Genomic DNA, 19,494 nt, shown 5'->3' on the forward strand with positions numbered 1-19,494 from the left:
TTTGTAATTAAAATTTTTTGTATTTTGCGAAGGGAGAATAGTGATTTATGTTTTCAATATTAGGTGCAGTATTATTTGGAATTATAGCAATTATGACAGTTTTTGTTGCTTGCGGTCTGCCTTTGGGCGAATTTACAATGGGTGGACAACATAAAATCTTACCTAAGAAATTTAGACTTGCGTCAGTCGTTTCTGTGGCTATCCAAATTTTTGCCATAATCATTATTTTGCAAGCCGGAGGTTTTATTCCCCTGTGGCTGTCTTTCAAGGTTACTAAATATATTTGTTTCTTCTTTGCCGCTTACCTATCCTTGAATACGATTATGAACATGATTTCAAAAAGTAAGAAAGAAAAATATGTTATGACTCCGATTTCACTTATAGCCGGAATATGTTTTTGGATAACAGCATTACAGATGTAGTATGTGAAATGAGGATCATCTACAGTGCGTCAAATTGGAATTTGTAGATGTGAGAAAAATGTAATGGCAACATATTCAACTTAAATCGAAATCATATAAAATTACGAGGAAGTTGTAAGATGAATAATTATATAAAATTAAATGAAGATAGATGGAATAATGTAAAAAATGACTACACTGAGCCATTGACACATGAAGAATTAGAAGAAGTTAGAAAACATCCAATTTCTGTTGCATTAACTGTTGGGAAAAAAGTTCCAACAGAATGGTTTGAAAAAGCCAACGGGAAAAAGATATTAGGTTTAGCTTGTGGTGGTGGACAGCAGGGAGCTGTTTTTGCTGCAAAAGGTTATGATGTGACCATAATGGATTTTTCTAAATCACAATTAGAAAGAGATGAGTTGGTTGCTAAAAGAGAAGGCTTAAAAATCAATACGGTTCAAAGCGATATGACAAAACCATTTCCATTTGAAAATGAAACTTTTGATATTATTTTTAATCCGGTTTCAAATGTATATATAGAAGATTTAGAAAACATGTATAAAGAAGCCTCTCGAGTATTGAAAAAGGGTGGATTGTTAATGGTCGGATTTATGAATCCTTGGATATACATGTATGATGCTGACACTGTATGGGACAAACCCGATGAGGAATTACTTTTAAAGTTTTCAATACCTTTTAATTCAAAAGAGCTTGAAGAGGAAGGCAAGATAACCATAAATCCAGAATATGGATATGAATTTAGCCATACCTTAGAAACTCAGATTAGAGGACAACTTAAAAATGGTCTCGCTATGATAGATTTTTATGAATCATGTGATAAAAGAAATAGATTATCACGTTATGGAAATGACTATATCGCTACATTTTGCATTAAACTATAATGTTATAGAACATACTTCAGTATAATAGCCCGTTTTATTTTCCGTAAGGGTTAAAATCTAAAAATCCCAGTTTGTATAATTGAATATAACGATTTGAGAAACAGTAAATCACGAAGATTTACTGTTTTTTTGCTCATTTTGAGAAGTCATAACCACCCGTGAAAACTGGTGACTTGTACACCGGCTATAAGCCATTTCACTCCAGCGACGTCTAAAGACGTTCACTGAACTTCGTTCAGGTTAATGCTATGGTTACTTGACTAATGCCTATAACAACGGGACTTCACCTTGTTCTAAAACCGCCATCTGAGAACGGTTTGACACTTAACTTATCAAAGACAAGGTCATTTTTTCCCAATCGCCTATATATTTAGAAACTATCTTTTCATTTAGGCCAACGGGACTTATATGATACCCTCTCGTCCAAAACTTTCGATTGTCATAATGTACCCCCTCTTATTTTTCAATCTGAACAGGAGGAGGGATTTTGAATGGAAATGAATAAGACTTAGTTTTGTGTTATTAGCTTTTTCATCACTTCATTTTAATCATAATCAGCATACCTCCACCAAGCTATTGTTGCGATAAGACCTAGAATGCTTACCCCAAACAAACTGACAATGCTCCCAAAATTCAATAGTGCTTTTCCTGCAATACCACTTGCGAGTGCAGGAATCGCCCATGGGATGTATTTCCCAAAGTTAAGAGCAGAACCAAGTTGAGAAAAAATAATTGTAAAAATAATAAATGCCAATGGTGACAGATATCCTCTGCCTAAACAAGCAAAAAAAGCTACTGGAGTAGAGAGTATGATCGTAAGAGTAGTACAATAACCAAAAGTAAGTATACCTTTGAAAATCACCGTTAAGCTCCCACCCTCAAGCCCAATCAGATTGCCAGCTAATAATCCTAATAAAAGTGCAAAAATTGATAGAATATAGCTCCATAGAGCGATAACGATAAACTTGGATAATACGATTGTATCTCTTTTCATCGGGAGCGCTAATAGGTCTATCATCGTTTTATCAGAATATTCTCTACCAAAAACCCAAGATGCTGTAAATCCAAAAATGAGCAATCCCCCAACAGAAATGACTTGTGATACGGTCATTAAGTACGACGACCAGTCTGTTAACCTCATCATTTCCATTTTTGCAGAAATCAATCCAAGATTTTTGAAATTCTCTGGATATTTCATCATAGTTGCAAACAACCCAACAATAAAAGGAACTAAACAGATAGAACAAGCAGTTACGATGGAAAGTTTTGATTTTATTAACTTTTTCCATTCAATTAAAATACAGGAACTAAGCTTTTTCATTCGAAACACCTCCATTATAGTCATTCAGTATTCTTAAGAAATAATGCTCTAAATCTTCTTTCTCAACAGTCAGTGATTTAGGTGGATAACCTGCATTAACTAGCAATGTAGCAATTTTTTCCGGATATTCCACAGCTTTTGTATCAGTTAATTCTAGGAAATCGATATTATTTTCTGTGTCTGATTGAATGTTTACATGATAGCCCTGGTTAGATAATACTTCTTTCATAGCCTTATTATTAGAGCCACTTACTAGTAACTTCTTTTCTAAGTACTGCTCTAATTCATTGCTTTCAACTTCTCTTATAAGTCTGCCCTCATGTACAATAACTATCCTAGTAGCAATTTTAGATATTTCTTCCAGATTATGACTTGAAATAAGAACAGTTGTGCCTAGATTATTCGCCAATTCCTTTAATAGTTCTCTCACTTCAATAACTCCAAAAGGATCTAATCCATTTGTTGGCTCATCAAGAATTAGAATTTTAGGTTTATGAATAATCGCTTTTGCAATTCCTAAACGCGCAACATTTCCTAAAGAAAGATGCTTCTCCTGTTTATGTTCATATTGCTTTAGTTTTAATTTCTCAATTACCCAGTCAATATTATCTTTATTAACCCCTCTTAATTTACTAATGATTTCTAAATTTTCTCTCACCGTTAAATCCGGATAAGAATAAGGCGTCTCAATAATATAACCTATTTCGTTTCGAAGTTCTAAATTATTCAGATCTAACTTTTTTCCTTGAATATAACACTCTCCTGATGTAGATTTTATCAATCCTAGCATCATTCTCATCGTTGTTGTTTTACCCGCACCATTCAGTCCTAAAAAACCTACTATTTCACCAGGTTTTATTGAAAGATTCAAGTTGTCGACAACATTTTTTGTTCCATATCTTTTAGAAAGATTTGCGGTTCTAATTGCTTCTTTCACCATTACCTATCCTCCTTAGTAATTTGTTCCACAACTCCTTGTATGACTAACCTCAATGTGGTATCAAATTGTTCTTCACCGATTTCCTCGATGTGTAATATAGTCATAGCAATCGTTCTAAATAAAGCAGAGACGATTTCTACCGATACATTCTCTCTAATGTTGATTCGAGATACAATTTCTTTAACCATCCTATCATCTATCAGATGATGATTTGTTATCACCTCTTTCGGCAATTTTCTTATGAGTAATTCCATTTCATGATTTTTAAATATGGTATACATAAATGAATAGCGAAAATCTTGATAAAAATCATAAAGTAACTGTACCAGACGATTTGTATCTATCTTGGTTTCCATACCTAATTGTTCTGTCAGGCGATTCATAACATCTATTTGATATTCTTCTAAGACTGTAAAAAATAACATTTCTTTTGAAGAATAAAAATTATAAAAAGAACCTTTAGAAATATCTACCATTGCTGCCATCTGGTCTACAGTGGTTTTCTTAACCCCATATCTTTGAAGGCATTCCTTTGCAACTTTATGTAATTTCTTTCTAATTACTTCCTTTTCTTCAGTAGTAAAAGCAGTAGCCATAACTTCCTCCTGAAAACTCTATGACGTTTTTTGGTTTTACAGTCATAGGATATCATATAAATTGAAAAATGTCAAAAGTCTTATATCTTCTTTGTAAGAAAATATAAGACTTTAAATTTACACACATCATACCCCTCTTCTTTTAGACCTATTTATTTGAGTGTCACAATTTAAAAAATAAGGATACAGTACTGAAAGCTCCTATTGTCTGGCTTTTCTCTCTGTATCCTTATTGTATCTCAAGTTCCTTCTCTCAATTTCTCAATCATGACCAAGAAAGGTGGATTGTTAATCTGATTGATGGTCTTGTAGAGGGCAACGGTGAAGTCCTGCTGAGGCAGCTGACTGACGAAGTCTAGCACCGCATCTTTCTCAACTTCGCCACCTTCATGCCCATAGTAAATCATGATAGCTGCACGGCCGCCATTTGCTAAGCCTTGACAGACCTTTCCCAGAGCTTCCAGTGTCGTATCGGGTCGGGTAATGACAGACTTGTCCGCCGAAGGCAAGTAGCCAAGATTAAAAATAGCTGCTTTGAAATGGTCTGTGTATTGGTCCAGAGTCTCATGGCCAGCCAAGATTAGCTGAGCATTGTCCAAGCCAGCTTCTGCCAAGCGCTGGCGGGTCTTTTCCACAGCCTGCTCCTGAATGTCAAAAGCATAGACCTGCTTGGCCAACTTAGCCAGAAAGAGGGTGTCATGTCCGTTGCCCATAGTAGCATCCACCACGATATCTTCCTTGGTCACGACTTCTGCCAAAAAGGCATGGGCCATCTGTAAGGGTCTTAACATACGAATTTCTGCTCCTTTGCTTTACAACCTTGCTTGCTGCCACGACGACGCATTTCTGCCTCTATTGCATTGAGAACTTCCCATTTATTGAGGCTCCACATAGGGCCAATCAACATATCCCTTGGAGCATCGCCCGTGATGCGGTGGATGACGATATGCTCGGGGATAATCTCTAGTTGGTCACATATGATGGAGACATACTCCTCCTGACTGAGCAGCTGCAGCCGCCCTTCGTGATAATCCCGCTGCATACGGGTATTGGTCATTAAGTGGAGTAGGTGAAGCTTAATTCCCTGGATGTCATTGTCCGTAACACAGCGGCGGACATTCTCCAACATCATCTCATGGGTCTCACCCGGCAGGCCATTGATCAAGTGGGAAACAATCTCCGCCTTGGGAGCTAGCTTACGGACTCGCTGGACCGTCTCCACATAAAGCTCATAAGAATGGGCACGATTGATAAGATCTGAGGTCTCCTCATAGGTGGTCTGAAGCCCCAGCTCTACAGTCACATGCATACGCTCAGACAGATCAGCCAAGTAAGCAATAGTCTCGTCAGGCAAGCAGTCCGGCCGAGTTCCGATATTGAGTCCAACGACACCTGGCTCGTTTATGGCTTGCTCATACCGCTCACGGATCACTTCAAGGTTCTCATGTGTATTAGTGAAGTTCTGGAAATAGACCAGATACTTGCGAACATCTGGCCACTTGCGATGCATGAAGTCAATTTCCTTGTAAAACTGCTCGCGGATGGGCGCATCTGGTGCCACAATAGCATCACCAGAGCCCGAAACGGTACAAAAAGTACAGCCTCCATGCGCTACCGTACCATCCCGATTGGGACAGTCAAAGCCCGCATCGATGGGCACCTTAAAAGTCTTCTCACCAAAAAGTTTTCGATAATAATCATTCAAAGAATTGTAAGATTTCATACCTTTCATTCTACCACAAAAAATAGTTTAGAAACAAAAATTCCCTCATTCACAAGGAAAGAAGGAAATCACCGCTCCCACTGATAACGCTTGAGGTCCACACAGCCATTGGCCTTCAAGTCCACTCCCTCCGCCCAGAGCAAGTGTCTCTGGTCTTCCCAGCCAGGTGTGAGGCGCCCTGTCGCATTGACTACCCGATGACAAGGGTGCTTGCTGCCATAAAGCTCCGACTGGCTGAGGATCTTTCCTACCAAGCGAGCGTTTTTAGGCCTCCCAATCAAACGGGCAATCTGACCATAGGTCGCCACGCGCCCAGAGGGAATACTATCTACTAATGCCAAAACAGCATCGATGAGTTCTTGATTTAAATTGGACAAGCTAACCTCCTAATCTTGTTTGCTCCTATCTTAAAGAAAGAGACTTTCTTTGTCAAGACAAAAAGGCTGGCAAAGCCAACCTTCCTCATCTCTATTTATTTCTGCTTCCCTTTGAAACGCCACTGAAAGCGTAGCTTGTCATAAAAGGGAAATTCAATATTAAGAATGGCAAATCCCATCAAAGCTCCTCCCATTACATCTGTCGGATAGTGCACGCCCAGATAGACTCTGGAGGCCATAACAGTGAAAATATAGAGTAGGAGCAAAGCTTGTACCAAGCGCTTAATATGCTGGTTCTGAACCCGTTGCTGAACAATGATAATCAAGGTCCCAAGTACAATGGCTGTCGCCATGGCATGCCCGCTCGGGAAAGAATAACCTCCTTCTTCAACCAGATGTGTGATAGAGGGCCGACTTCTTTGGTAAACAAATTTGATCAACTTGATTAAAATCCCATGTAAGACCAGATTTCCTGCTAGTAAAGCGGCTTCTAATTTCCATTTTTTATACAGGAAAAAAAGGACAAGAGCTGAAACCCAGATGATAATCCCCATCGGATCAATCACACTGGTTACAAGTTTGAAAAAAGTTGTCAAAGCTACAGGTAAATCTCCCCGCAACCAGGTCTGAATGGGGTTATCAAAATGAGTCAGCTGGTCAGGATAAAATTTGACCATATAACCGAGTATAACGAAAAGTAAAAGGGCAAAAGTGCCCTTTGTTAGATAAGATTGTTTATTTTTCATAGCGTTTTAGAACAGGCTGTAAAAGTGTGTAAATTAGCCAAAAGACAACAGCCCAGATCACTCCTTCTAATAGATTAAAAGGGACAATCATAGTCAGCAGATACTTGGACATACCATATGTTTTATTAATATCAAAATTAGCAAATCTCGCAAAGAGTGGAACTGCATAAATGACATTTAAAACAATCATAGTGACGGTTAGACCAAGCGTTGCCACCAGAGAGGCCTTCACATAGTCAGACAAGCTCTTCCTCTTTTTCCATAAGAGTGCAAAAGCAGAAACAAAAGCAGTTACCGCCAATATATTCATGGGGAGACCAATAAGAGTGCCTATACCATGATTATTCAAAGCTAGCTTTAAGGCCGAGCGAATCAAGAGTACTGCCATTGAGCTTTTGAAATCCAAGACTACCAAAGCCAGTAAAATCGGAATGATTGAAAAATCCAACTTTAAGAACTCGGTTATCAAAGGAATCTCATAAAGCATGAGTAGAAATGAAAGTGCAGATAAAACTGCTACAATCGCCAATTTACGAGTATTTGTCATCACAGGTTCCTCCAATTTATAAAAATTAGAGAAGCTGGAAAGGCTACCGAAAAAAGCTTGTCAGCTAATGATTATTTAGTATAAGGCTCAGCCCTTAAATAAAGATTAAATGGCAAAATAAATCCAATGCCCTTCGTCTTCTCCCATCCAGACTATACTGTCGGTTGTGGAATTTCACCACATCAGCTTGCGCTCGCGGACTTGATTTGGCATTGAGGAAAAAACATTTCCAGTCCAAAAATTACCGCCGGTCGGGAATCTCACCCTGCCCTGAAGACTCTTTTATGATACCAAAAAGAACCAGCAATAGCAAGTTCCTTGTTTGATGTAATACAAATTATTTCAGCTTATCCGCTTCATACTCATGTACCAGTTCAAGGCCAACAAAATTCTGCTGACGCAGGGCTTCATAAACAATCATACAGACTGTATTTGAAACATTAAGGCTTCTGACATGCTGATCATTCATGGGAATACGTAGAGCTTTTTCTGGGTGCTGACGCATAAATGCTTCTGGCAGGCCTTTGTCTTCACGACCAAACATAAAATAATGTTTGCCCTCCTTGGAAAAATCCTCTTCAGAATAGACCTTTTCAGCGAACTTTGAAACCAAGTAAAGCTGGCCATCCATTTTTTCCATAAAGTCTTCCAGACTCTCATAATAACTAATATCCAGCTTATCCCAATAATCCAGACCAGCTCGCTTCATCTTACGGTCATCAATAGGGAAGCCCATAGGCTTAATAATATGCAAGGGAGCATTTGTTGCTGCACAAGTCCGAGCGATATTTCCAGTATTTTGTGGGATTTGAGGTTCAAATAGTACAATGTGATTTTCTAACATCTTTCTCTTTTCCTAGTCGTCATTTGTATAAAAAAATAGCCACACTGCCCGGAGTCAAGCTCAGCAAACAGCGTGGTTAAAGCTTCATTAACTTACATCACAACAGGTTTGAGGTAAATCAATGATAGCACTTTTCTAGTATATCATTTTCCTTTGACATGTCAACTTAAAGAGCTTGAAAATGAACGATTTTTTTATTTTTTCTAAATTATATAAAAAGAGAGCTTTAATTTCTCAAACAGATAGAGGAACAACTAGAAAAAATCCTCTCTTATTCCAGGCAAAACCACTACATTGAAGCAAAGAGATGAAATTTTTTGCAAAATAGAGTATGATAGATACATATCTCGGAGGTATAAGATGAAGATTATTCTTGTTGGTGGTGGTAAAGTCGGAAGCGCCCTTTGCCGCTCGCTTGTTGCTGAGAATCATGATGTGGTTCTTATCGAGCAGGATGAGGCTGTTCTCAACCACTTGACCAAACGTTACGATATTATTGGTATTCTAGGAAATGGAGCTAATTTTAAAGTTTTAGAGCAAGCAAATATTGAATCTTGCGATATTTTTATCTCTATGACTGAACAAGACGAAGTCAATATGGTTTCCGCAGTTTTAGCAAAGAAAATGGGAGCTAAAGAAACTGTTGTCCGCGTCCGCAATCCTGAATATTCTAATCCTTTCTTTAAGGAAAAAAATATTCTTGGCTTCTCTTTAGTTGTCAATCCCGAACAATTGGCTGCACGCTCGATTGCCAATATTATTGACTTCCCTAATGCCCTATCTTTTGAGCATTTTGCCAATGGACGGGTTGCTCTGATGGAATTCAAGGTAAAGGAAAATAGTCCCTTGTGTCAGACAACTATTTCTGACTTCCGGAAACAATATGGAAATGTCATTATCTGCGCTATTGAACGGAATAATGAACTGACTATTCCTGATGGAGATGTCAGAATCCAGGCAAACGATAAGATATTCATGACCGGTAATCGCTCAGAAATCATGGCTTTCCACCATTACATCCGCCCACGTGTTATCAAAAGCTTGCTGATTATCGGAGCCGGTAAGATCGCCTACTATCTTTTAAACATTCTGAAAGATAGTAAAATTGATCTTAAAGTCTTAGAAATTAATCGTCAAAGAGCTGAATGGTTCAGTCAGGAATTTCCTGATATTTACGTTGTTCATGGTGATGGTACTGCCAAAGATATTCTTTTAGAAGAAAGTGCGCCAAATTATGATGCTGTTGCTACTCTTACAGGTGTCGATGAAGAAAATATTATTGCGTCTATGTTCCTAAACAGCATCGGTGTTCAAAAAAATATTACAAAAATCAATCGAACGAGTCTACTAGAAATTATTGATAGTCAAGATTTTGCTAGTATCGTTACACCAAAAGGAATTGCTGTAGATACCATTATGCACTTTATCCGCGGTCGCTACAATGCACAATTTTCTAGTTTAGAGGCCTTGCACCATGTTGCTAACGGTCGCATTGAAACTCTGCAATTCCAGATTAAAGAAGAGAATAAGATGACAAATCGACCTTTGTCTCAGCTGAAACTGAAAAAAGGAGTTCTTTTGGCAGCTATCATCCGTCAAGGAAAAGCCATCTTCCCAACTGGTGACGATCAAATTAAGGCTGGAGACAAAATTCTTGTCACAACCTTATTGCAAAACATCACCAAAATTTATGACTTGTTAGAGGAGTAATCAGATGAATAAATCCATGATTCGTTATCTTCTCTCTAAGTTGTTACTGATTGAGGCCTGCCTGCTTTTAGTGCCAGTTGTCATAGCTGTCATCTATCAGGAGCCAGCTAAAGTCTTTCTATCTTTAGGCTGTACAATCGGTATTTTACTAATTTTAGGTGGAGTTGGTATTTTCTTTAAACCCAAAGACGCTCACATCTACGCTAAGGAAGGCGTCTTGATTGTTGCTCTCTGTTGGATTCTTTGGTCCTTCTTTGGGGCTCTACCTTTTGTCTTTTCTGGACAAATTCCAAATATTATTGATGCTTTCTTTGAAGTTAGCTCAGGATTTACCACAACTGGTGCCACTATTCTCAACGATGTTGGTGTCCTCTCCCACTCTCTACTTTTCTGGCGTAGTTTTACCCACTTAATTGGTGGTATGGGAGTGTTGGTCTTTGCCTTAGCTATTATGGATAATGCCAAGAACGGTCACTTGGAAGTCATGAAGGCTGAAGTGCCAGGTCCTGTCTTTGGCAAGGTCGTCTCCAAACTTAAAGACACTGCCCAGATTCTCTACATCATCTACTTGGCCCTTTTTGCTATTTTCACTTTTCTTTATTTCCTAGCAGGAATGCCTTTATTTGACAGTTTCATTATTGGTATGGGAACAGCTGGTACAGGTGGATTCACCGTTTATAATGACGGTATTGCCCACTATAACAGTCCACTGATTACCTATCTGGTTAGCTTTGGAGTCTTGACTTTTGGGGTCAACTTTAACCTTTACTATTTCTTCCTGATCAGAAAATTCAAGGCTTTCTTTGCGGATGAAGAACTAAAAGGTTACTTGACAATCGTTGGGGTTTCTACTCTCCTCATCACCTTCAATATTCTCCATATTTTCCATGGGAATATTGCTGACAGCTTGGAAATGTCATTCTTCCAAGTCTCCAACACCATCACTACAACAGGTTTTGGTTTTGGAAACACTGTTGATTGGCCTCTCTTTTCACAGTTTATCCTCTTGCTTTTAATGTGTATCGGAGGGTCTGCAGGTTCTACCGCCGGAGGATTTAAAGTCATTCGTTGTATGATTTTGGCAAGGATTGCAAAAAATCAGATTCTATCAACACTTTCTCCAAATCGGGTATTGACGTTGCATGTCAACGGAAATGTACTAGATAAAGATACCCAGCACAAGGTCTTAAAGTACATGGTTGTCTATATGATGACCATTGCAGCACTTATTTTTATTGTTAGCTTTGATAATAACAATTTTATGACCGTTGTCAGTGGAGTACTAAGCTGTTTTAATAACATCGGACCGATGATCGGAACAACTGAGAGTTTTTCTATTTTCAGTCCCCTTTCTAAATTCCTTTTATCCTTGGCTATGATTGCTGGACGCCTGGAAATCTATCCAATGCTCCTGCTCTTCCTACCCAAAACTTGGTCTAGAAGATAGGACTCATTCAGGGAATACCGGTCTATCAAAAAAGTCTTACTAAATAATGTTAGCTCTCTCATTCCTGTAGTGGATCAACAACTATAGACATGAGAGAGCTTTTTGATTGCAAAGAATAGGCCTGGTAAAACGATAATGAAAACAAATTCTCCATCATCAAAAAGTTTCCTAGAGGACCTAGACGAAGCTCCTACTCAAGATAGGTTTCCCAACTTCGCCTATAAAAAAACAAAGAGGCTGGAGCCCTATGCCCAGCCTCTCTATGTGGCTTATTTTTTTCATAATGAAGGCTCACTATTTTCTCTAGTGGTTAAAAGCACTAGAGAAAATGGTGAGCCTTTCGATTAGAGATAAAGAACTATACGTATCTAGTGAGAGTCTTTTCTTGTATCGTTTCTTTTCAGGCTGAAATGGTCTGGTACGGGGTCTTCTCCCGACTGAGACCAAGGATGGCAACGGAAAATTCGTGCTAAGCCCATCAGGACACCTTTGGCTCCATGCTTCTGTATAGCCTCAATCATATAATTAGAGCAGGTGGGCCGAAAACGACAGGAGGGTGGAAAAGCAGGTGAAATAAAACGTTGGTAAAATCGAACCGGAGCGATTAGAAGCTTTTTTATCATTTTCCAGCCTTTGTGATAGCCAAATTATGAAGCTGGCTAATTTCTTTTTTATTAAGGCGTCTGGATTCACCCGGCCGAAGTCCTGTCAGATCCAAATGTCCGAAGCGCGTCCGAGACAGCTTGTCTACCTCTAAGCCGACCGCTTGGAACATCTTCTTCACTTGATGATTTCGACCCTCATGGATGGTCAGCTGAACGACAGACCGATTTTTGACAGGATCGACTTTTATGATTTCATAAACTGCCGGTTTGGTCTTTTTACCATCAATTTCTACACCACGAGTCAATGGGCGAAGATTTTCTTTGTTGGCGATTCCTTTTACACGAGCAACATAAACCTTGTCGATCTCATTACGTGGATGAATCATCTCATCTGTAAAATCGCCATCATTAGTCAGGATAAGAAGTCCAGAAGTATCCCAGTCTAGACGACCAACCGGATAAATCCGTTCTTTGACTTGAGGCAACAAGTCTACCACCGTTTTACGTCCCTTGTCATCTGTCACACTAGAAATGACTCCACGAGGCTTATTTAACAGGTAGTAGACCTTTTCCTCATTATAGATAGGCTGCCCTTCTACTTCGACTTTGTCACCTGTTTTAACCAAGGTTGCCAGTTCTCGAACCACCTGGCCATTGATTGTCACAAGGCCTTGCTTAATCAGCTCTTCTGCTTTCCGGCGACTAGCCACTCCTGCATGGGCAATATATTTATTAATTCTCATCTTTCATCCTTTCACAAGATACACAGTTCAGCCATTTTATTCTAACTCTGATTCGGTCGCTTGACCAAATAATTGGCTTTCTTCTGCTACCAATTCTGTATCTGTCACGACTGGTAATTCTTCCAAATGGTTGATTCCCATGTAATCTAAGAAATAATCTGTTGTCACATAAAGGTTAGGACGACCAAGGACCTCCTTTTTACCATCTTCTCGAACCAGCTCAAATGCCAATAACTTAGCAAGCGCCCCGCTAGAATTAACCCCACGGATATCATCAATCTCTACTCGAGTGATTGGCTGTTTATAAGCAATAATTGACAGAGTTTCTAAAGCAGCGCGTGACAGACTCTGATTGATCGGCGATTTAGAATAAGCTCGCAAAAGTTCTGCAAAAGCTTGTTTGGTAACTAATTTATAAGTATTCGACGTTTCAAGTAAAGCCAGGCTACAATCAGCATCAGCTTCGTACTTAGCTGCCAATTTTTCTAAACTTTGGCTAACTCCTGTAGGAGGAATGGACAAGATTTCAGCAATCTGCCGAACTTTCAAGCCGTCTTCTCCTGCCACAAAAAGAAGCGCTTCTATTTCTGATAACTTACTCATGTTTACTTCCTAATTAGATAGATACTTCCAAAATTTTCTTCTTGGAGCAATTGAATCTCCTGTACTTTCACTAATTCCAAGGTTGCTAAAAAGAGAGTGATGACCTCGTTCATGTCCTTGGTCTCAGTAAATAACTCCTGTAAGGCCAATTTTTTTTGACTCTTACAGCGTTCCAAGACCACATCCATCATGTCTTCAATCTTATATTCATCTTTGACAATGGTAGTATGACTATGACGAAATTCTTCTCTTTTTTTAGCTAATAAGCCAGAAAAGGCCAAAAACAAATCAATGGCTGAGCGGTCATGCACCAACTCAGCATCTTCATAAACTAATTCAATCTTAGGCTTAGAATAATATTGAGCACGCTCTTCGTGCTGCTCCGCCATTTTCTCACCAAGAAGTTTAAATTTACGATACTCCTCGATTTGACTCAACAGGTCATGTTCTAAATCTTCCTCTAAGTCAGCATCATCCACTACTTTAGGTAGAAGTTTGCGACTTTTAATGAGCATAAGCTGACTAGCCATGACCATATATTCCCCAGCCACCTCCAGACGCATGGCCTGCAAGGTCGCAACATAGGCTAGATATTGTTCAATAACCTCTGTAATTGGAACATCATAAATATCCATCTGGTACTTGGAAACTAAATGGAGTAGCAAATCCAGGGGTCCCTCAAAATCTTTAATTTTTATATCCATTATCTATATTTTTCTAATGTGGTAATACTTTTCAACCCTAGGTCACGAGCGATATCATGTAGGCTTCGCTTATCTTTCAACTGACGCAAAATATATTGTTCTCTCAAACTCTGAGCAGACAAACCTGTCTGCCCTTTTTCTGATAAAAAAGCCTCCAGCTGACGAAAGGCCCACTGCCTAGAATAAGGTTTTCCCTTTTTTTCAAATAAATAGGTTCCTGAAGCCATCCTACTTAATTCTTCTGTCAGTTTGGAAGAAAGTTGGACAATCCTCTTTTGCCCTGCTTTCTCAACACTCAAAATCTGAAAATCAAACTGGATATCCGTGATTTTTATAGACAAAATTTCACTCGGCAAAAGACCATTTTCTAAAATTAGAAGGGCAATTAAACGCCCCTGAGGAACTTGACTCTCCTGCCAAAAAGCTGATAAATCAAGAAGCGAACCTTGTGAAGAGCTTTCTTTCTGATCCTTGGGAATACTTAATTTGTAGTAATGTTCTATATATTTCTGATTATAGAGAAAATACAAAAATTGGTTAACTGCTGATAATTTCCGTTTTTGCACAGAAAGCTTTAAAGGCTGCAAAGAAGACTGATAGAGGCGCAGACTGGTATCATTTATTTTTCCAACTTGCTCAAGGAATTGTTCTAAATCGTAGGTATAAGCAAGCCTGGAATTTTTAGATAACTGTTTTTGATGTATAAACTGTTCGATTGCTTCTTTCATTTAGCTTTCATCTCATATCTGCTTGAAAAATCATGCAAAAGGGCATTAACTGCTTTGAGAATCGACTTTCTCGTAATAATTCCATGAAAATGCTGATCTTCTCCTACCACAGGCAAGAAGGACTCATCAATCAATTTATGCAAGACTTCTGAAATCGTGTAATTCACTCCTACAGTTAAACCATCTTTCCTAGTCATGTGAACGATATCCATCGCCATAAATTCTTCTTCTGGAAGATCATGCTGCATCCGATAAGCCATAATATCCGTCAGAGAAATGGTTCCGACAAACTTCTTTTCATCCGTCACAACTGGAATCCGAGAGTAGGTCATCTGACTCAACAATAAAATGGCGTGATCAACATTGTGACTGTCTACTAACACTGCTAAATTTGCAGCAGGTGTCAGAAAAGCACCTTCTTGTTTCACAAGATAATCTTCAAATGCCTGGGCTATCATCTAGCAAACTCCTTTGACAAACTTGGGTATAGTTGATGCTGACGAGTGAAATAATCCACTCTGAAACGATCTTCCTCAATTTCGACCTTAGCATAAAGACGCTCCGTAATCAAACCACGGGGTTGACTGATAGACCCTGGATTTAAAAAGAGAGTCTTCCCTTCCATCCAAGCATCCGGAATATGTAGGTGGCCATAGAGACAAATATCCGCATTTTCTTCTTGGGCCCACAAATCTAGCTTTTGAAAAGAAAAGTTAATTTGAAATAAATGACCGTGAGCCTGAGCTATACGAGTCCCATTCAAGTCGGTCACTAATCGATCTGGATAGCCACTATAAAAGTCCATATTGCCAGCAACAACGTGAATCCCCTCCCAAACAGGGTCATCGCTTGGCAATTCAGAGTCACCATTGTGGAAAATGCCGTCTACCTTACCTAAGTAATAATTTTTTATCTCCTCGACAATTGAGCGATCACCATGAGAGTCACTCATTACAATGATTGTTTGCTTTGCCATGCTGGAAATACCTCCATTAACTTTTTCACCGCCTGAGCGCGATGAGATTGCTCATTCTTCTCTTCTACTGTTAGCTCAGCTGATGTCTTGCCTGTTTCACCAACCAAAAAGAGAGGATCATAACCAAAGCCATTTTCTCCTTTTGGCTCAAAATTGATATAACCGGGCCAGTCAGCCTCTACTACTAAACTTTCTTTTTCAGGACTGGCCACGACCAATGTTGTATGAAAATGAGCTGCACGATCCTTTAATTCAAAGACCATAGCCAACTCATGCAAGAGCTTAATATTATTCTCCGCATCGGTTGCACCTACTCCAGCAAAGCGAGCGGACCAGACTCCAGGAAGTCCTCCAAGAATATCAACTTGTAAACCCGAATCATCAGCTAAAACCATTTTACCGGTTAGCTGGCTAATGGTTTCTGCCTTAAGCCGAGCATTCTCTTCAAAGGTCATTCCTGTTTCAGCCACTTCTGGCAAGTCGGGGTAGTCATTGAGATTCTCAACCTTGTAGCCCAATTTTTCAAATAACTTTCGAAACTCTTTCGTTTTGCCTTCATTTCGAGTAGCAATTAAAAGAGTATCCTTGACTTCTTTAGCTCCCAAAAAATCAGTCAATGAAACTCCGCCTTGAGGTATATAGACATACAAAAGTTGGCCTGACTCCACTACAAGTAAAGCCCCTTGACGCTGGATCAGTTCTAACTTTCTTTTAGCCTCTTCATTGATAAGGTCTACTAAAAAGACTAATAAGCGATATGCAGAATGGTAACGTAAAATCGTCACTTCAATTGGGAAATTATGTCCATCCTTATTCAGTGCTACTTGCAAATCTTCTAAAATTTTGCCAGCCTCAGCTGATACCTGCGAAAAATTACTAAAAGATTCCGTTTCGCTCCACTTAGTGATATACCAGTCTTGGTCATCCTTATATTCGTATATTTTTTCACTCATAAATCTATATGCTCCACGCTTACCTTCTGTCCTAGCCAATGTTCAGCAATCTCAGCAAAACTCTTAGCACTGGCTGTTGTATAAAAACGATGCTGCAAAGTCTGTTCTTCTCGGCTTCGATTAATTTCAAAGTAGTTTAAAAGAACAGAGATATCCCTTACACACTCTGCCCCACTGTCAATCAGTTTAACATCCGGTCCCATCACATTTTGAATAATGGATCTCAGGAGAGGATAATGTGTACAACCCAGAACAAGCGCGTCAACCTTTCCTGCTAACGGAAGCAAGGTCTCATAGACAACTTTTTTTGTAACACTGGACGTTAGCTCATTTGACTCAACTAGAGGGACAAACTTAGGACAAGCCAAGCTACTAACCTCCATCTCAGGTGACAAAGCTTCAATTTTCTTGCGATAGATATCTGAAGTGACTGTCATTGGTGTCCCAATCACTCCAATCTTTCCTGAATGAGTTGACTTAATCGCTGCAGAAGCCCCAGGTAAAATCACTCCTAAAACTGGGATATCCAGTTTTTCTTTAATTTCTTCCCAGACAACAGCTGTCGCAGTATTGCAAGCAATAACAATCATTTTTACATCTTTAGTCAAAAGAAAATTGACCAGTTGCCAGGTATAGTCTCTGATTTGCTCAGCCGGCCTAGGTCCATAAGGAGCACGAGCAGAATCCCCGATATAAATGACTTCTTCGTGGGGAAGCTGTCGCATCAATTCACGTACAACCGTCAAACCGCCCACTCCGGAATCTAGAAAACCAATCGGTCGATTATCCATAAAATCTTCTTTCTAAATAAGGGATTGGGCCTACAGCCCAAATCCCCTTTTGATATTTAATAATCAAATGATTATTTTTTCTTTTTGCTGTTAGCTAAAGCTGATTTTTGTTGGTTGATAATTTGGCGATAAACTTGTTGGACTTTTGCCTCACTTGGACGCTGTCCACTTGCTCCAAGCAAAGTACGAACTGCTTCCACATTCAAACGCGGATTTTCAGCAAATTCTTTTTCGACTTGCTTACGAAGGATATACATTCCTGCAAATACACCACCTGCAAAAGCAAGAATAATCAGCAAAATTGCTAAAAATAAACTCATAAAATAAATCTCCTATTTCCTTTTTTGCGTTGCTTTCATTATACCAAATCTTCTTTATTTTTCAAAGTCAAATCCATAGAGAGTCGCAAAATAATCTTCTGGTCTTTCAGCTCGACGAATCATACGAACATTTCCGTCTTCTTCCAAGAGAATTTCGCTGGAACGAAGTTTGGCGTTGTACTGATACCCCATTGAAAAGCCATGGGCACCTGTATCGTGAATTACGAGTGTATCACCGATTTGGCTGATAGGCAGCGGACGATTAATGGCAAATTTATCATTATTCTCGCAGAGACTACCGACAACATCCACAATCTCCGTCTCACCCTCAGGTTGATCCATATTGGTAATGTGGTGATAAGAACCGTACATAGCTGGACGCAACAGATTAACCGCTGAGGCATCCACACCCAGATAGGTTCGATAGGTCTGCTTCTTATGGGTAACCTTGGTAACAAGTAGGCCAAAAGGTGCCAGCATAAAGCGACCCAGCTCTGTATAAATCTTGACCTGTCCTAGACCAGCAGGTGTCAGAATAGCTTCATAGGCCTGACGAACTCCTTGACCAATGACCGCAATGTCGTTTTCCTCACCCTCAGGCTGGTAATTGATACCGACACCACCAGAGAGATTGATAAAGTCCAGCTCAACTCCTGTTTCAGCAACTACTTCTACAGCCAACTCAAAAAGCTGACGGGCCAGTTCAGGATAGTAGTCATTGCTGACAGTATTTGAGGCCAAGAGGGCATGGATCCCAAACTTCTCAGCTCCCAGCTCCTTGAGCTCTTTGAAAGCCTGAATCAACTGGTCCTTAGTCATGCCAAACTTGGCTTCTTCTGGATTATCCATGATGCTCGTTCCTAACTCAAAGACACCGCCAGGGTTGTAACGGCAAGAAATAACCTTTGGAATACCCGCGGCTTCCTTTAGAAAAGCCACATCTTCATAGGCATCCAGATTGATAGTAGCTCCTAAGTCACGCGCAAACTGAAATTCCTCAGCTGGTGTGTTATTGGACGAAAACATGATATCCTGCCCAGTAAAGCCCAGCTTTTGGCTCATGAGTAGCTCAACATAGCTGGCACAGTCCACCCCGCATCCTTCTTCTTTGAGGATTTTTAAAATAGCAGGATTTGGGGTAGCTTTGACAGCAAAATACTCTTTAAAACCTGGATTCCAAGAAAAGGCCTCATGCAGGGCACGCGCTCTTTCTCGAATCCCCTTCTCGTCATATAGATGGAAAGGTGTTGGAAACTGTTCCGTAATCTCGGCTAGCTTTTCACGACTGATAAAAGGAGTTTTCATAATATGCCACACTTTCATTGTAATTCACTCTATTATACCATAAGTATCTCATAAGCTTTCCACCCCAGTACATCTCCTTCGTATCTATCATTTTCTACCACCTTCATTCATATATTAACCGATCTTTTTCAAACTGGTCTTTTATTTTTATATTTTTCTACTATTTAAATATTAAAAAATGCACTTGTAGCAATATTTTAGAATACTTT

Annotated in this window: 23 protein-coding genes, 1 pseudogene and 1 riboswitch; of the genes and pseudogenes, 4 read left to right on the forward strand and 20 right to left on the reverse strand. The window is 39.4% G+C overall.

Going from position 1 to position 19,494, the window contains the following annotated elements:
• The first annotated feature begins 47 nt into the window (after positions 1-47).
• Positions 48-422 (forward strand): hypothetical protein, encoded by a 375-nt coding sequence (locus tag PCY06_RS03815; RefSeq protein ID WP_048777579.1) that lies wholly within the window; start codon positions 48-50, stop codon positions 420-422.
• Positions 423-541: 119 nt separating this feature from the next.
• A complete protein-coding gene (locus tag PCY06_RS03820) occupies positions 542-1,306 on the forward strand; it encodes a class I SAM-dependent methyltransferase (RefSeq protein WP_082307433.1) in 765 nt (254 codons plus the stop codon).
• Between the two features lie 544 nt (positions 1,307-1,850).
• Here the strand turns inward: PCY06_RS03820 and PCY06_RS03825 are convergent.
• The 9 genes and pseudogenes from PCY06_RS03825 to PCY06_RS03865 all read right to left on the reverse strand — a co-directional run bounded on the left by PCY06_RS03825 (position 1,851) and on the right by PCY06_RS03865 (position 8,400).
• A complete protein-coding gene (locus PCY06_RS03825; RefSeq protein ID WP_082307432.1) occupies positions 1,851-2,627 on the reverse strand; it encodes an ABC transporter permease in 777 nt (258 codons plus the stop codon).
• Positions 2,614-3,567: an ABC transporter ATP-binding protein gene (locus tag PCY06_RS03830; protein ID WP_082307431.1), complete on the reverse strand. Its 954-nt coding sequence runs from the start codon at positions 3,565-3,567 to the stop codon at positions 2,614-2,616. The genes PCY06_RS03825 and PCY06_RS03830 overlap by 14 nt, the downstream gene beginning before the upstream one ends.
• Positions 3,548-4,163: pseudogene (locus PCY06_RS03835) on the reverse strand (TetR/AcrR family transcriptional regulator). Before PCY06_RS03835 ends, PCY06_RS03830 begins: the two are co-directional and overlap by 20 nt.
• A 239-nt stretch (positions 4,164-4,402) precedes the next feature.
• Positions 4,403-4,954 carry a class I SAM-dependent methyltransferase gene (locus tag PCY06_RS03840; RefSeq protein WP_082307429.1) on the reverse strand — a complete coding sequence of 184 codons (552 nt, stop codon included), beginning with the start codon at positions 4,952-4,954 and terminating at the stop codon, positions 4,403-4,405.
• The gene (locus PCY06_RS03845) at positions 4,948-5,895 is read right to left on the reverse strand and encodes a TIGR01212 family radical SAM protein (RefSeq protein WP_082307428.1); all 948 of its coding nucleotides are present in this window, start codon (positions 5,893-5,895) and stop codon (positions 4,948-4,950) included. The genes PCY06_RS03840 and PCY06_RS03845 overlap by 7 nt, the downstream gene beginning before the upstream one ends.
• Before the next feature lie 59 nt (positions 5,896-5,954).
• Positions 5,955-6,263 carry an MGMT family protein gene (locus tag PCY06_RS03850; RefSeq protein WP_082307427.1) on the reverse strand — a complete coding sequence of 103 codons (309 nt, stop codon included), beginning with the start codon at positions 6,261-6,263 and terminating at the stop codon, positions 5,955-5,957.
• 95 nt (positions 6,264-6,358) lie between these two features.
• Positions 6,359-7,009, reverse strand: coding sequence for a phosphatase PAP2 family protein (locus PCY06_RS03855; protein WP_082307426.1), 651 nt, complete (start codon positions 7,007-7,009; stop codon positions 6,359-6,361).
• Complete coding sequence (locus tag PCY06_RS03860; protein ID WP_082307425.1) at positions 6,999-7,556, reverse strand: ECF transporter S component; 558 nt, start codon at positions 7,554-7,556, stop codon at positions 6,999-7,001. Before PCY06_RS03860 ends, PCY06_RS03855 begins: the two co-directional genes overlap by 11 nt.
• A gap of 131 nt (positions 7,557-7,687) precedes the next feature.
• Positions 7,688-7,838: riboswitch (FMN riboswitch) on the reverse strand.
• A gap of 55 nt (positions 7,839-7,893) precedes the next feature.
• Positions 7,894-8,400 carry a tRNA (cytidine(34)-2'-O)-methyltransferase gene (locus PCY06_RS03865; protein ID WP_082307424.1) on the reverse strand — a complete coding sequence of 169 codons (507 nt, stop codon included), beginning with the start codon at positions 8,398-8,400 and terminating at the stop codon, positions 7,894-7,896.
• 360 nt (positions 8,401-8,760) lie between these two features.
• On the opposite strand from PCY06_RS03865, the gene trkA reads away from it, so the two are divergent.
• Positions 8,761-10,110: a Trk system potassium transporter TrkA gene (gene trkA, locus PCY06_RS03870; protein WP_048777593.1), complete on the forward strand. Its 1,350-nt coding sequence runs from the start codon at positions 8,761-8,763 to the stop codon at positions 10,108-10,110.
• 4 nt (positions 10,111-10,114) lie between these two features.
• Complete coding sequence (locus PCY06_RS03875; RefSeq protein ID WP_082307423.1) at positions 10,115-11,557, forward strand: TrkH family potassium uptake protein; 1,443 nt, start codon at positions 10,115-10,117, stop codon at positions 11,555-11,557.
• Between the two features lie 368 nt (positions 11,558-11,925).
• On the opposite strand, the gene yidD is transcribed toward PCY06_RS03875, so the two are convergent.
• The 11 genes from yidD to PCY06_RS03930 all read right to left on the reverse strand — a co-directional run bounded on the left by yidD (position 11,926) and on the right by PCY06_RS03930 (position 19,285).
• Entirely contained in the window at positions 11,926-12,180 is a 255-nt protein-coding gene (gene yidD, locus PCY06_RS03880) for a membrane protein insertion efficiency factor YidD (protein ID WP_082307421.1), read from the reverse strand.
• Complete coding sequence (locus tag PCY06_RS03885; protein WP_045773079.1) at positions 12,177-12,905, reverse strand: pseudouridine synthase; 729 nt, start codon at positions 12,903-12,905, stop codon at positions 12,177-12,179. The genes yidD and PCY06_RS03885 overlap by 4 nt, the downstream gene beginning before the upstream one ends.
• A gap of 36 nt (positions 12,906-12,941) precedes the next feature.
• Positions 12,942-13,508, reverse strand: coding sequence for an SMC-Scp complex subunit ScpB (gene scpB, locus PCY06_RS03890; RefSeq protein ID WP_045504094.1), 567 nt, complete (start codon positions 13,506-13,508; stop codon positions 12,942-12,944).
• 2 nt (positions 13,509-13,510) lie between these two features.
• Positions 13,511-14,212, reverse strand: coding sequence for a segregation/condensation protein A (locus PCY06_RS03895; protein WP_008809592.1), 702 nt, complete (start codon positions 14,210-14,212; stop codon positions 13,511-13,513).
• The gene (gene xerD, locus PCY06_RS03900) at positions 14,212-14,940 is read right to left on the reverse strand and encodes a site-specific tyrosine recombinase XerD (protein WP_082307420.1); all 729 of its coding nucleotides are present in this window, start codon (positions 14,938-14,940) and stop codon (positions 14,212-14,214) included. Before xerD ends, PCY06_RS03895 begins: the two co-directional genes overlap by 1 nt.
• Positions 14,937-15,398: a cyclic-di-AMP-binding protein CbpB gene (cbpB, locus tag PCY06_RS03905; RefSeq protein WP_045773076.1), complete on the reverse strand. Its 462-nt coding sequence runs from the start codon at positions 15,396-15,398 to the stop codon at positions 14,937-14,939. The genes xerD and cbpB overlap by 4 nt, the downstream gene beginning before the upstream one ends.
• On the reverse strand, positions 15,395-15,916 hold the full coding sequence (locus PCY06_RS03910) for a metallophosphoesterase (RefSeq protein ID WP_082307419.1): 522 nt from the start codon (positions 15,914-15,916) through the stop codon (positions 15,395-15,397). The genes cbpB and PCY06_RS03910 overlap by 4 nt, the downstream gene beginning before the upstream one ends.
• Positions 15,892-16,869 carry a nucleoside-triphosphate diphosphatase gene (locus PCY06_RS03915; protein ID WP_082307418.1) on the reverse strand — a complete coding sequence of 326 codons (978 nt, stop codon included), beginning with the start codon at positions 16,867-16,869 and terminating at the stop codon, positions 15,892-15,894. The genes PCY06_RS03910 and PCY06_RS03915 overlap by 25 nt, the downstream gene beginning before the upstream one ends.
• Positions 16,866-17,660, reverse strand: coding sequence for a glutamate racemase (racE, locus tag PCY06_RS03920; RefSeq protein ID WP_082307417.1), 795 nt, complete (start codon positions 17,658-17,660; stop codon positions 16,866-16,868). The genes PCY06_RS03915 and racE overlap by 4 nt, the downstream gene beginning before the upstream one ends.
• A 71-nt stretch (positions 17,661-17,731) precedes the next feature.
• Positions 17,732-17,980, reverse strand: coding sequence for a YneF family protein (locus PCY06_RS03925; RefSeq protein WP_008809598.1), 249 nt, complete (start codon positions 17,978-17,980; stop codon positions 17,732-17,734).
• 54 nt (positions 17,981-18,034) lie between these two features.
• The gene (locus tag PCY06_RS03930; protein WP_082307789.1) at positions 18,035-19,285 is read right to left on the reverse strand and encodes a diaminopimelate decarboxylase; all 1,251 of its coding nucleotides are present in this window, start codon (positions 19,283-19,285) and stop codon (positions 18,035-18,037) included.
• Positions 19,286-19,494 lie beyond the last annotated feature (209 nt).

It is taken from the genome of Streptococcus sp. SG1 (assembly GCF_030439935.1).
Taxonomy (GTDB): Bacteria; Bacillota; Bacilli; order Lactobacillales; family Streptococcaceae; genus Streptococcus; species Streptococcus gordonii.